Origin of the sequence: Variovorax sp. OK212 (assembly GCF_900112425.1) — a bacterium.
Classification (GTDB): domain Bacteria; phylum Pseudomonadota; class Gammaproteobacteria; order Burkholderiales; family Burkholderiaceae_C; genus Variovorax.
In genome coordinates, this window is sequence record NZ_FOLP01000042.1 from 1 (window position 1) to 13,112 (window position 13,112).

Here is a 13,112-nt window from a genome sequence, read left to right on the forward strand (position 1 = left end):
GTGTTCGCCCGGCGCATCGTGGGCTGGCGGGTCAGCAGCTCGATGCGCACGGACTTCGTGCTCGATGCTTTGGAGCAAGCGCTGTACGACCGTCAACCTGAACGCGACGGCAGTTTGATTTGTCACTCTGATGGCGGCTCGCCGTGGGCGCCGCGATCTGAGTGGACGATAGGCCGGGCGTCGCCGTCGGCGACCGTCTCGATGTCCGCATCCAGCATTATGTTGACCAACTCAGCATCTGGATGCGCCCCAATACGCACGGCCCTCTTTCGAATGCGTTGGGGCAAGCGGAGGGCCGCGATGGCCAAGCCGCAGTGCTGGCCATTGCTTTGGAGTTTCTTGAGTTCCGCGCTCCCCCAGCGCCATCCGGTCTCTACCGTGCAAAACGGCCGCTGCCCATGTGCCATGCGGTGCCCGGTACCGGCCGATGTGCAACCGTCGTTGCAAGGGGCGAAAGCCCGTTCGCCTCATTCGTTGCCGTTGGCGCACGCTGAGTTCGCTTGTGCGCTTCGTCGACGGTGCGAGCTCCATTCCATCTGCGGGTTTCCCGGCGAGACCGTCGGCCTGTGAACAACGCCATGCCAGTCGCTGGAGTCTCGGGCGCTCGGCTGCTCAAGCTCGGCAAGTCCAGCGGCCTTTAGCTGTTCGCGCTCCTCCTACACACCAGGCTGTTTGCAGCGTCTATGGTCCAGTTTTGCAAACCAAGGAAGCGCAATGCAACCCTTCAGTCTCGACCCGAGCATGCGTGCAACCATCGGCGGCGCGTTCTACCCCACCGGTTACGCCATGGTGCTTTTTCCCAAGGAAGCGGACGCACTCCTAGTGGGCCAGCGCCTGATCCGCGACGGCATGGGTACAGAGGACATTTTTTTCCTGCCTCCGAAGACGATCCTCTCTCAGATCGCGCCCACAGTAGAACAAGCTGACGATCCGTTGCCTTCGGCGGGCACCGAGGGTGCCACCGTGCGCGCCTACACCAAGCTTGCACTGGATGGTCATGCGGCCCTGCTCGTGAAAACACACGACAGCGAGACCGCCGAGCGGTTGATGGAGGTGGTGCGAACGGTGCCGTATGCCATGGCGCAGCGCTACCGCACGCTGGTCATCGAAGATCTGTGAGGTCAGCCCGCGACCGGATAGGGATGCTCGCGCAGTGCTGCGGTGACGCACCCAAAGGATCTGGTCATCCGCTTGCGCCGTTTCAGCGCGCATGAGGCCATGCGACCAATCTCTGTTGATGTTGGCCTACGCACATTTACCGTACGTCGCACAGGGCCGAGGCTGGTGTGTTGACTGATGCTGGTTGATTTCGGACCGAAACAAAAGGGCCGTCACTTTTGAAGCAGCTGCCATGCCAGACGACACCAGGACGCCCCCCGAACTCGACGACAGCCCCGCCAGACCGTGCAAGATGCTACAAGGCTGGTGCGTTCACCGCCTTCGGCACGGCAAGCGGCGTCGCGGCCGCGCTCTTGAAGTGGCTTCAGAATCCATCGAAGTTGGCAAGGCGTATGCATGCGATGCATTCGACCAAGTTGGGCAGAAAAAGGGGAGCTCTCGCGTGCGACGCAGCCAAGGCTCGGGTGGGGATCTGACCATCTCCACCCGACAGATCCCGGTCGCATTTCCATCGACTCCTTGGCGTTTTATTCGATCGAACAGGGGGCAGTTCCTAGCCTCCATCTGTCGCGAAGGATGCAGCAGCACGGCTGCCCGCGTCGATTTGGGCCTGCAGCCACCAATGCGATGCACGCAATGGCAGCTGCGAGCGTCATGGTCGAAGGAGCCGACGGTGCCGTTGCAGCAGGCGCAGCCTGCGGGGGCGCCGTGTCCCGACCGAATGCTGGCGCCGAGAGAGTGTGGGTCGTGCCGGAGGACATGATGTCGGTTCGTTCTCGGTGAAGTTGGGTTCAGTCGATGACGGGCGAGATCAGGGCCGCGATTCCGCGCCGATCACGGTGCCGTTCGCAAGGACCGGAAGGCCACCCCCGAACACGATGGCGCGGCCACTGAGCGCATGCTTGATGCCGTACAGCTCGGCGCCGGGTTGTGCCAGGCGAGCGAGCGCATCTGTGGAAGGGCCGAACATCGCCGCGGTGTGCGCCTTGTCGACCGCCAGCGGTGCGCAGACGTCGCCTCGAGAAAAGTGCAGCAGGTGGCCGCCGCTGTCCACCACGGCGATCGAATACGCAACGCAGAGGCGCGAGGCTCTCGCCTCTGCGGCCAGGATCATTGCCTTCGCATCGGCAAGCGTGAGGGTAGCGATGGGCTCGGGCATATGGTGTCGTCTTGACTGCGCACCAACTCACTTCGCGCTCGCGTTGACCGCGGCGATGATGACGGCTGCGACATCCTTGGGACGAGACTGCTGCGGCACGTGGCTCGTGGGCAGTGTCGTCGTGGTCGCACCGATCTTCTTTGCCATGGCCCGCTCGAGGTCCGGCGAGATGATGCGGTCGTTGGCGCTGACGATGTACCACGAGGGACGCGTCTTCCAAGCGGCCACGGAGGTCTTGTCTTCGAGTGCCTTGGCTTGAAGCGGGCCTTGGGTGACGGCCATGACCGCGGCCTGCGCACGCGGCACGTCCGGGGCGAAGTCTTCAGCGACGGCTTGGGGTGGCAATGTCAGCCAGCCCTTGGCATCGGCCACAAGTCGCTTGACGCCCGGCGATGGCGGGTAGTCCTTGCCCAGTTCGGCGGACGACTGGTTCGCATCCGGCGCGAAGGCAGCGACATAGACCAGGCCAGCCACCTTATCGTCCTCGCCCGCCTCGGTGATCACGGTACCAGCCCACGAGTGGCCCACCAGCACGACCTTCCCTTTCTGGTTCTCGATGGCGCGGCGGGTGGCCGCGACGTCGCCGGCGAGCGACTCGAGGCCGTTCTGCACCGCCGTCACGTGAATCCCCTTGGCCTGAAGCAGCGGAATGACCTTGGCCCAGTCTGAGCCGTCGGCGAAAGCACCGTGCACGAGAACGACCGACGGGAGGTCGGCGGCAAAGGCATTGCCGCTGAGCATGGATGAGGTGGCGAGTGCGACGGATGAAAGCAGGTTGCGAATCTTCATGAGAAATCTCCAGGGGATGTGAAACGGGGTGGAAACCGGGATGGATTCAGGGCTCAGCGTGCGAGCTTGCTCAGCAGCAACTCGGCGGCCTCGGCCGAGGAGCCGGGGTTCTGCCCGGTGATAAGCAGGCCGTCTGCGACGACATAGGACGCCCAGTCCGCACCCTTGGAATACAGGCCGCCCTTGGCTTTGAGCTCGTCTTCGACGAGAAAGGGCACGACATTCGTCAGGCCCACCGCGTCCTCCTCGGTGTTGGTGAATCCCGTCACGTTCTTGCCTTCGACGAGTGGCTTGCCGTCGTAGCGCTTCACATGGCGGAGCACACCGGGCGCGTGGCACACGAGGGCCACGTACTTCCCGGCGGCGATGAACGATTCGATCAACGTGATCGAATGCTTGTCCTCAGCCAGATCCCAGAGCGGACCGTGACCGCCCGGATAGAAGACCGTGTCGAAGTCGCCTTGCGAGACGCTGTCAAGGCGCACTGTGTTGGCGAGTTGCGCCGTTGCTTGCGCGTCGGCTTCGAAGCGTCGCGTCAGGTCGGTCTTGAATGACGGCTCGTTGCTCTTCGGATCCAGCGGCGGTTGGCCGCCGTTGGGCGAAGCCAGCACGATCTGCGCGCCGGCCGCCTGGAACGCGTAGTACGGGGCCGCCAGTTCTTCGAGCCAGAAACCGGTCTTGCGGCCGGTGTTGCCGAGTTCGTCATGGGAGGTGAGGACCATCAGAATCTTCATGTTGTTTCTCCAAAAAAGCTTGCTTACTATTAAAATAGACCAGTCTACTAATAGCCTGGCACAAAAAAACACTTCAACAGAAGTGCATCGGGACCAGTCCCGTTTTCAGGGGGACAGGTGCAGAATTTGGCGAGTGGTTTTCAAGGCTGCTTCAAAGGGGTCGCGATGGCGCACGATCTTGACCATCACGCTGGCGCCCAGCCAAAGCTGATAGAGACTCTCCGAGGTTTCCTCCGGCGACTCCTCGATGGTGAGTGAGCCTTCGGCCACACCGACTTCCAGTGCTTTCGCGAGCCGACCGGTGATTCCGGCGGTTCCCTTCTTCAGGGCCAGACGCATCGATTCTGACAAGTCGGCGACTTCAGCACCCAGCTTCACGGCCAAGCATTTGCCCTGGCAATCCATGAAAGACTGCGTGTCACGCCAGTCGGCAAAATAGTTCATCACGCGCTGCGCCATGGTCTGTTCCGACGGCGCGAGCGTCTTGTCGATCTCCGCGAGGTATTCATCGAAGTAGCTGTTGAGCATGGCCTCGCCATACGCTTCCTTCGAGCTGAAGTAGTGATAGAACGAGCCTTTCGGAACGCCCGAGGACGTAAGGATGTCGTTCAGGCCAACCGCGGTGAACCCTCTGGCCGCCATCATCCGTTGGCCCGCTGCAAGGATGCTGTCCCTGACAGGATTGGATTCGGAGGCGTTTGCTTTGAGCATGGCGCAAGTTTAGCGCATGAATAGACTGGTCGTCTAGCGAGCCGCGCACTTTTCTTTTAGGTGTCGTGTCGTTCAGGGGATAGAGACAGGGCCCTCAACGGTCATCCGCTGAGATGCGCGTACGCACCGGGCAGTTTGTGGGACATTGCTGAAGGATCTTCTTGACGCGCTCACCAAAGGACCCTGCTTTGGTCTATGTCACGGGCTTGAGGTCGCGCGCAGGGCGGCCTGGGGCAATAGCCGTCGAAAACGCGGTTCCACGCGCGAGGCCCACTGCCAATTGTTCTAGTTGAACCGGACCGACGGTGCGCCGGTGCATCTTTTACTGTCGCGCGCCTGAGCAAGGCGCGCCAAGCGCGGGGACTTTCTTTAGAGCTTTCTCATGCTCTGGGCAGCCCCTTCTTCCCGACGGCCTTCCGGCCGATCCGCGGCCGCGCACTGAGGCGTTCGACGGTCTGGCTTGTCTTCAGCTCGCGCCCTGCGTCGCTGTCCTCGAGGCCTTGCTGAAGTGCCCAGCGGTCGTTGAGTAGTGCCTGCGCCTGTTCGGTGGCAAGCGCCAACGTGTACCCCGACGCGCAGCGGTCCTTATTGGGTGGGAGTCACGACATTGGCATCTGCGCTGGCGTGCATGCCGTCGAGCGAGGGACTGTCATAGCTAAAGCCGCGGCTCAGCTAAGACATCGTGGAATTACCACCCATGCGAGTACAGGAACGGCTGCAGTGCGGCCAGCACCTCCCCGGGAGCATCCTCGGGCTGCAGGTGGCCGCCAGACGTCGACCTACCCTCGACGTCCGTCGCCCAGCGGCGCCAGATGTCGACGGGGTTCGGCCGTCCGGGCAGGTGCTCCGCCTCTGGCCACAGCACCAGCACCGGACACGGCATCAGACGGCCCGCAGCCAGGTCGGCCTCGTCCAGCAGCAGGTCTTCGCCCATGGCGGCGCGATAGTCTTCGCAGATGGCGTGGCGCACCGTCGGATCACGAAACGCGGCTCGGTAGGCCTCCATGGCCGCCGGTTCGACGACGGCCCGGCCACCGGTCATGCCTGACAGCGCGTGTTCGATGAAGGCATCCGGATCGGCCGCGAGGAGGCGCTCCGGAAGGTCCGCCTCCTGCGCAAAGAGGAACCAGTGGAAGGTACGCGTCGCGTACCGGAAATCGACTGCCGCCATGGCATCGCTGGTAGGTATGACGGTTAGCGATACAAGGGCCGGGACCCGGTCCGGATGGTCGAGCGCCAGCCGATAGCCCGCCCGGGCACCCCGGTCATGGCCGATGACGGCGAAACGCGGGTGGCCCAGTCGGGTCATCAGGGCCACCATGGCTTGGCCCACGCGCCGCTTGGTCCAGGGCGAGGCCATGTCTGTCGTCCGGCTGGCGCCGTAGCCGGGCAGGTCAGGAAGGACAACCGTGTGTCGCTGCGCCAATACCGGCGCAATGCGGCGCCATGCGATGTGGGTCTGCGGGTAACCGTGCAGCAGCAGTAGAGGCGGGCCTTCGCCGCCTACGACGCCGGCAAACCGGACGCCGCCGGTCTCGACGTCCAAGGCGCGGAATCCTGGGAAGAAAGAGGGCGCGTAGCGTGCGGCGGACTTCATCGGGCCTCGTGGACATCAGGAGTGGGCAAGGGCACCGGGCGGTCGACCGCGCCGGTGTTCGATTGGGTCAGCGCCACCCCGGCCATGCAGACCAAGGCGCCGGCCACCAGCGGAACGGTCACCGGCTCGCCGAGCAGCACCACGCTGGCAACAATGGCGACGACGGTCTGCAACAGCGCGAACGGGGCCACGCGTGTCAGCGAGCAGCGTGCAATCAGCCAAAACCATAAGCCGAATGCCACGATCGTTCCGAACACGCTCGCGTAGGCCAGCGACAACCAAGCCATGGTGGGAGCCTGGCGCAAGGCAGCTACCTGACCCTGCTCGAGCAGCAACGAGGCCGCCAGCAACTGGGGTGCCGCGAACAGCGCCATCCAGCCCAGTAGGCGCATGGGGGGAAACGGCCCCAAGCGCTTGACGAGCACGGTGCCCAGGCCCTGCGCAGCCGCACTGCCCATGACCAGCAGCACCGCCACCATTGGCATGGCGTGTCCGGGGCGAAGCAGCGACAAGCCGACGCCCGCGAATGCCGTGCAGATCCCGAGCATCACCCGGGCGTTCGGCCGCTCGCCGGCCACCGGCCAGGCCAGCAGCACGGTGAAAGGCGTCAGCAACTGAACGACCACGGCAGAAAGACTGGCCGACCCGCGCTGCAGGCCGGGAAAGTACAGGCCGAACGCCAACCCGCCCAAGAACAACGAGATCAGCGCGGCGGCCTTCACCTCGCGCAGCGAAGGTTTGCCCCCGAAGGGCAGCAACAGCAACGCGACCGCCGCAAAACGCAAGCCACCGAAGAGCAGCGGCGGAAAGGCCGCCACGCCCACCTTGGCGGTCACGAATTGCAGCCCCCAAAATATAGGCACCAGCAGGGCGGCGAACGTTTCAAGCAAGGACATCATTCGCGGCCCGCGGATCTGCACCGGACGCCATGTGTACGCCGTCCTCAGTAGGTTGCGCGGCCGCCGGAGACATCGAAGACGAAACCGGTGGTGAAACTGCATTCCGGCTTGGCAATCCAAGCGGTCATTGCGGCAATTTCATCGACGTGACCGAATCGACCGAGCGGAATTTTTGCCTTGATGAACTCGACATATTCAGGTGTCATTTCCAGCAGCAAATCGGTCTCGGTGATGGCCGGCGCAACGCAATTGGCCAAGACGCCCGAGCCCGCCAATTCCTTGGCGATGGCCTTGGTGAATGCGATCACGCCGCCTTTGGCAGCCGAATACGCGCTGCTGTTTGCATTGCCTTCCTTGCCGACAATCGACGCGATGTTGATGATGCGGCCGTACCCTTGGGTTCGCATCTGAGGAATGACCGCCCGGCAGACATGAAAGGTGCCGGTGAGGTCGACCGCCAGCACGCTGTGCCAAGCGTCGATGGGATATTCCCAGCTCGGTGCGATCGGGCCGTTGATGCCAGCGTTGTTGACCAGTACCTCGATGCGTCCGGCCGTCGCCACCAAGTCTTTTGCAGCCCGCTCGACGGCACCCAGGTCGGTGATGTCGACCTGCTGCAGCAGCAGGGGCGAGAAACCAGCTGCTGTCGCATCGAATGCGCTGGTGTCACGGTCCCAGATGACGACACGGCAGCCTTCGCGGCTCAGGCGCTGCGAAATTGCAAGACCGATACCACGTGCGCCGCCGGTGACTACGGCGATCTGGTTCTGAAGGCTTGTGGGAGGATTCATGCGAGTGGAAAGTAATAAATCGATGGTCAGGAATTTCGCAGTCGCGAGGCGTCAGGAGGCTTCCAAAGCCGCTGCGACCATCTCGGCCAACCGCTCGGGTTGCGAGAAAAACGGGGAGTGGCTCGCATCGAGGGTCATGACCGTCGCGCCCGGAACATCGGCCTGCATTTGCCGCTGCTGCGTGATGGGAATGGCGCGGTCGGCCGTGCATTCGATGTAGGTGCGTGGCAGCGAGCCATACCGCGACGCCGTGCCGGTGGGCACGAAATTGCCCGGGACGTTGGACGTCGTCGGGATGACATTTGCGGCTGCCAACGCAACATCATGCTCGCTGCAGTCTCCATAGAAGGCCGCCTTGATCAGCGCCGGCTTGGTTGTATCGAGCGTCAGTCCCTTGCCGTCGGCCGATGGAGAGAGAACCTGGAAGAGCTCTGCCGCCGATGGATCCGTGGCGTACGCCGGCGACGAAACATAGTCATTGACCGTCTTCCCGTTGGGCGTCATGTAGGCCGCCAGATAGATGAGTCGTCGGATCTTGTGGGGATACAGCTCGCCGAGACTAGTCAGGGTCGCGCCGCCCATGCTGTGCCCCAGCAGCACCACCGGCTCTTGCGCCTTCTCGAGCAGCGCGGCAACCGGCGCCACGTAGTCCGCCATGCAGCTCACTTGGTCATAGGTGGCATCGCTGTAGCCGTGAGACTTGAGGTCGGGCAGCAACACTGGGTACCCTCTCAGCGCCAGCAGGTTGGCCACCTTCTGAAAGCAGCCGGCCCAGTGCCAGGCGCCTTCAATCATGATGACGGTGGGCTTTCGTCCGGTGCCGTGTTGCCCGCCCGCGCCGTCTCCGCACTCGCTCCAATCATCCGCGTCAAATCCGGCCGCGGAGGCGCCCTTAGTTTCGTGTCGATTGCTCATGTGATTCGGGCATCGAGGCGTCATTGGTCCAGCTTGAGCCCGGCTGCCTGCACCACTTTTTTCCAGTCCGCCGACTCCTTGACGATGAACTGCGCGAACCCGTCCGTCTGAAGCGGAACATCTTCGTAGCCGAAGTTCCTGTACCGTTCGACGATCTGCGGCGACGCCAGGACTTCAGAGACATCGTTGGCAATCTGGTCGCGAATACGCTTGGGGGTGCCCCGTGGTGCGAAGAGTCCGTTCCAGCCCGTGACGCTGAAACTCTTGGCCGTGGACGATTCGGAGCTCGCCGGAACAGCCGGATACAGCGCAAAACGCTTCGCGGCTGCAACCGTGATGAACTTCAGTTTTCCCGATTTTTCCAGAGGGCCAGCGCTGGCCAAGCTGCCCAATGCCCAGTCGACCTCGCCGTTGGCGACCGCGGTATAGAGCTGCACCGTGTCCTTATAGGGAACGTGCAGCATTTTTGCGCCCGTCAGCGACTCGAGTTGCAAGCCGCCCAGGTGCGGCGGGCTGCCGATGAAGAACGAGCCATAAGTCACCCCTTCGGGTTTCTCCTTCGCGGCCCGGACGATATCGTCGACCGTCCTGAAGCGGCTGTTGGCGGGCACCGCGACGAAGTATTTCGACAGCAACAGGAAACGAACCGGCTCCAGATCCTTCACCGGGTCATAGGGGAGTTTGCTGAATGTGTGCGGGTGAACGGCGACGTGGCCGCCATCGGCGTCGAACAATTCGTGACCGTCAGGTGTCAGGTTCTTGAAAAGGTTGATGCCAATGAACCCGTTGCCCCCTGGCCGATTGTCGATAACGACAGGCTGTTTCCATTTTTGTGAAAGGCCTAGCGCCACAGCGCGAATGGCAGCGTCCGGGCCGCTGCCCGCCGAAAAAGGAACAGTGATCCGGACCGGCCGGGTGGGTTGAAACTGGGCCGCCGCATGCTGCGACACGACCAGAAGGGAAGTTGCGGCAGCCAAGGCGACGGCACTGACGATATTTTTCATATTTGTCTCTCTTTCTTCTAAAGCAATGGGCTATTTCATGCGTAAGTCAGGCGGCCTCCGGCACAGGCCCAGTTTTCCCAAGCGGTTTCCTGGAAATAAACCATCATTTTTTCAGGGTCCATGCCTGCTGACTCCAAGAGGCCTGCCAGCTTCTCGAGCATCTTTTTCTTCTGGAGAACATGGCGCCCCGTCGACCAGACAATCTCGACGAGTACGAAATCGTCGCCGCGCGGTCGACGGGCGTCCGGAAATTCGGCGCCGAACCTGAAGTCCTCCTTGGAAAGCTCGATAAAGCGGTGGAATTTATTCGCCTCGGGGACGCCGATCTCCGCCATCGATTTTTGGATGGCGTTGAATATCGAATCCTTGAATTGGGGCGTTTTTTGACCTTGTGCAGTCACCGTCACGATGGGCATGCATGACTCCTTATAGAGATTTGAGATGAATGCCGCCACCGACCTCGAAGGCGCCGCCTGTAGAAAACGAAAAGGTCCCAACGCACAGGGCTGCGACTGCCCGCCCGATGTCTTCGGGCGTTCCCCAACGGCGCAGGGGACTGATGCCGTTGGCAATCTTTTCGTCGAACACGGAAGCGGAAATGGCCGTCATGTCCGTGCGAATAATTCCGGGGCGCACTTCATGGACCCCGATGCCGGCTTCCGCCAGACGCAGGGCATAAAGCTTAGCGGCCATCGATACGCCGGCTTTCGACAGGCAATACTCGCCCCGCGATAGGCTCGCGGTCGCGGCGCTGATGGACGAAATGAAGACGACTGAACGGTACGAATTTGATGAAGCTCGCAACATGCGCCTTGCAATGTGCTGCGTCAAGAAAAAGGGGCCTCGCAAATTGATGTCCAGATTTTGGTTGTAACTTTCGATGGCCACGTCCAGAAGATCACCTCGGTTCTGCACGGAGACGCCAGCGTTGTTGATGAGGTGATCAATTCGACCGAATGCAGACCATGCCTGGTTTGCAAGGGATTCCAATCCGCCGATGTCCGAAATATCGGCAATGACCACCTTGGCCTCTCGTCCCCGGTGCTTGACGCCATTCAACGTTTCCTGCAATGCAGCATCGTTTTCGATGTCATTCAAAAGCAGATCGAAACCCGCCTCGGCCAATGCATAGGCAATACCTCTTCCAATACCGCGCCTCGCGCCGGTAATCAATGCAACTGCTCTTGGGTGATCCATGTCTACTTCACGTTTCTTTTATTGGCTTACTCTTGAAAGGTGGTGTTTCTCGCCGAGAAGAAACGTGACTGTATAAAGCTTGATCCATGATGTATAGTGAATGTTGGTAGGCCAATCAATTTCTCTTGGTAATAGATCATGTCGTCACCCGCCAACTCCAGCGCCTTCAGCCGCGCCGTGCAACTGCGGCACCTGCGGTGTTTTGTCGCCGTGGCGCAGGAGCGCCACCTGGGCCGCGCCGCCAGCCGCCTTTCGCTCAGCCAGCCCGCCGTCTCAAAGACCCTGGGCGAGCTCGAGGAAATGGCCAAGAGCCAGCTGATTCGCCGGACCATCGAAGGTCGGCGCGGCATGCTGGGGCTCACGGATGCCGGGGAGCGCCTGCTGTCGCATTCCATTGCGGTCCTTGACGCCGTAGGTGCTGGCGGCGAAGCGCTGTCGACGTCTTCTCCCAGCGCGGCCGACAGCTTGCGGCTCGGCGTCTTGACCTGCCTGTGTGCGGGGGCCATGCCCAGATCGCTGTCGCGGCTGCTGGAGCAGCGGCCAGCGTTGCAGGTCACAGTCGAGACGGGTTCCAACCTGTCGCTCATGGATGCGCTGAGGGCCGGGTCGCTCGATGTAGTACTGGGTCGGATGAGCGACCCCAAGTTGATGCAGGGGCTGAGCTTCGAATTGCTTGGCATCGAGACCCTGGCCTGGGCGGTCCGGCCAGGCCATGCCTTTTGCGGTAGCACGCCACCGCTGCAGACGCTGCTGGATCAAACCGTGATCCTTCATCCACCCGGCACCGTTCCTCGCCAGCGCGCCGACACGCTGTTCGCCGCGCGCGCGCTCGCCGCGCCTGCCCGCATCGTCGAGACGTCTGATTTCACTCTTGCCCGCGCGATGGTCCTTCGATCCGATGCGGTTTGGATTGCTCCACGTTACGCGGTCGAGGAGGATTTCAGCCAAGGTTCACTGGTACAGCTGAGTGTCGATGCGGCCGGGACGGATGAGCCGGTTGGAATTTTCCGAAAGGTTGGCAAACCCAACCTGTCCTCGGTCGAACATTTGGCTCAGCTGCTAAGAGAAGATTTCAAGAAGCTGCCATGAGCGTGCGGGTCTTTTGCTGAAGCCCTGTGGTTTTAGGCGTGCAACCAAAGTCGTCGCTACAGAATCAAACCAAGCGCGCTCCATTGTCAATATTGCCGGGAAGCCCATACTCGCCCGAGACGATGTCTTCACGTGTTCGACCGGAGTTTCAAGCCAAGCCCGCGCGCAATCCAACGAGTCCTTTGTTCAGCCCAAGAAAGATTCCAGAGCCTTTGGACGCGGCATCTGTGTACAGAGACGCGACGCGTGGAAGCATAGGTACCTGGTACGGACAAGGCCAAGGAGGCTGGCACAGATGCTCCTCGGATGGCGCTGGCATGACGCACTTCAGCGGGACCGTGCCACAGTCGCAGGTGCCTGCAGCATCCTGAGAGGTCAATGATGTCTGTGATTGGTGATCCTTTACGCTTTGCCGTCGAGTACGCGTTGACCGCAAACCACGGCGGTGTGTGGATGTATGGCCACTTTCGCTATTGGTGCACCAGCGCGCGAGGCGCTCGACGCCGCCCTCTTTGGAGGTCCTGAGTCGAGCGCTTCTCGGCTGGCGGAAGACAAGCAATGGAGCAACCACAGCATCTTTCCGCCAGTGGACGTCTTCGAATTGGAAAAGCTTCCTAGTGGAAGACGATCAGATCGCACGCCTGATATTCGCCCAAGATCCCTATGCTGATGTCAGAGAGTTAACGCCGGTGGGAGTGGTAAGGCCGATGCGGTGCTAATTAACGCACGCGACGCATTGAATGACATCTATGAGCGTGCATCAAATGAATCGCACGGAGCTGCCGATTTGAAGTAAATCTTGGCCCGCTCCCACCAAAGCAAACTGGCTGGGAGCGACGCGCATACTTGCCGCTCGCCACTAATGGGTATGTGAGGACTTGTGCACATGGCAGGCTGCTGAAATACTTCTCACCAGTCAGCGCGCGATGCTGCGCAAGCGTTGGAAGTTGATCCCCCGACAGTTGCAAACAAGATCCCAGGACGATGCGCGGAGCCGACACCTTCACCGAGAGCCTGTTCACGATGCGCCGCCTGGAGGACTTCGTGCCTGCAGATCATCCGCTGCGCCCGATCCGGGCCATGGTCAACGAAGCGCTGCTCAAGATGG

At 61.6% G+C, this 13,112-nt stretch carries 13 protein-coding genes and 2 pseudogenes; 4 read left to right on the top strand and 11 right to left on the bottom strand.

Features of this window, described 5'->3' with window-relative positions; translation table 11 throughout:
- Together BM004_RS41225 and BM004_RS39930 are read left to right on the top strand one after the other, a co-directional pair.
- A pseudogene (locus tag BM004_RS41225) lies at positions 1-147 on the top strand (IS3 family transposase); the annotation flags it as partial.
- Between the two features lie 567 nt (positions 148-714).
- Positions 715-1,119, top strand: a complete 405-nt coding sequence (locus tag BM004_RS39930; RefSeq protein WP_093222398.1) for a hypothetical protein — start codon at positions 715-717, stop codon at positions 1,117-1,119.
- Positions 1,120-1,930: 811 nt separating this feature from the next.
- Here BM004_RS39930 and BM004_RS39935 read toward each other — a convergent pair.
- From BM004_RS39935 to BM004_RS39985, 11 genes are all read right to left on the bottom strand, one after another.
- Positions 1,931-2,278, bottom strand: a complete 348-nt coding sequence (locus BM004_RS39935) for a GlcG/HbpS family heme-binding protein (RefSeq protein ID WP_093222400.1) — start codon at positions 2,276-2,278, stop codon at positions 1,931-1,933.
- A gap of 27 nt (positions 2,279-2,305) precedes the next feature.
- A complete protein-coding gene (locus tag BM004_RS39940; RefSeq protein ID WP_093222401.1) occupies positions 2,306-3,067 on the bottom strand; it encodes an alpha/beta fold hydrolase in 762 nt (253 codons plus the stop codon).
- Positions 3,068-3,120: 53 nt separating this feature from the next.
- Positions 3,121-3,801 carry a type 1 glutamine amidotransferase domain-containing protein gene (locus BM004_RS39945; protein WP_093222404.1) on the bottom strand — a complete coding sequence of 227 codons (681 nt, stop codon included), beginning with the start codon at positions 3,799-3,801 and terminating at the stop codon, positions 3,121-3,123.
- A 105-nt stretch (positions 3,802-3,906) separates the two neighbouring features.
- On the bottom strand, positions 3,907-4,512 hold the full coding sequence (locus BM004_RS39950; protein ID WP_093222407.1) for a TetR/AcrR family transcriptional regulator: 606 nt from the start codon (positions 4,510-4,512) through the stop codon (positions 3,907-3,909).
- 688 nt (positions 4,513-5,200) lie between these two features.
- Positions 5,201-6,109, bottom strand: coding sequence for an alpha/beta fold hydrolase (locus BM004_RS39955; RefSeq protein ID WP_093222410.1), 909 nt, complete (start codon positions 6,107-6,109; stop codon positions 5,201-5,203).
- Complete coding sequence (locus BM004_RS39960; protein WP_218152789.1) at positions 6,106-7,008, bottom strand: DMT family transporter; 903 nt, start codon at positions 7,006-7,008, stop codon at positions 6,106-6,108. Before BM004_RS39960 ends, BM004_RS39955 begins: the two co-directional genes overlap by 4 nt.
- 44 nt (positions 7,009-7,052) lie before the next feature.
- Positions 7,053-7,799 carry an SDR family NAD(P)-dependent oxidoreductase gene (locus tag BM004_RS39965; protein ID WP_093222412.1) on the bottom strand — a complete coding sequence of 249 codons (747 nt, stop codon included), beginning with the start codon at positions 7,797-7,799 and terminating at the stop codon, positions 7,053-7,055.
- A 51-nt stretch (positions 7,800-7,850) separates the two neighbouring features.
- Entirely contained in the window at positions 7,851-8,714 is an 864-nt protein-coding gene (locus BM004_RS39970; RefSeq protein WP_177206794.1) for an alpha/beta fold hydrolase, read from the bottom strand.
- A gap of 20 nt (positions 8,715-8,734) precedes the next feature.
- On the bottom strand, positions 8,735-9,718 hold the full coding sequence (locus tag BM004_RS39975) for a Bug family tripartite tricarboxylate transporter substrate binding protein (RefSeq protein WP_093222418.1): 984 nt from the start codon (positions 9,716-9,718) through the stop codon (positions 8,735-8,737).
- A 35-nt stretch (positions 9,719-9,753) separates the two neighbouring features.
- Positions 9,754-10,134 carry a tautomerase family protein gene (locus tag BM004_RS39980; protein ID WP_093222420.1) on the bottom strand — a complete coding sequence of 127 codons (381 nt, stop codon included), beginning with the start codon at positions 10,132-10,134 and terminating at the stop codon, positions 9,754-9,756.
- A gap of 10 nt (positions 10,135-10,144) precedes the next feature.
- Complete coding sequence (locus BM004_RS39985) at positions 10,145-10,915, bottom strand: 3-ketoacyl-ACP reductase (protein ID WP_093222423.1); 771 nt, start codon at positions 10,913-10,915, stop codon at positions 10,145-10,147.
- Between the two features lie 138 nt (positions 10,916-11,053).
- On the opposite strand from BM004_RS39985, the gene BM004_RS39990 reads away from it, so the two are divergent.
- Positions 11,054-12,004, top strand: a complete 951-nt coding sequence (locus tag BM004_RS39990; protein WP_093222425.1) for a LysR substrate-binding domain-containing protein — start codon at positions 11,054-11,056, stop codon at positions 12,002-12,004.
- Between the two features lie 984 nt (positions 12,005-12,988).
- A pseudogene (locus BM004_RS41230) lies at positions 12,989-13,112 on the top strand (IS5/IS1182 family transposase); the annotation flags it as partial.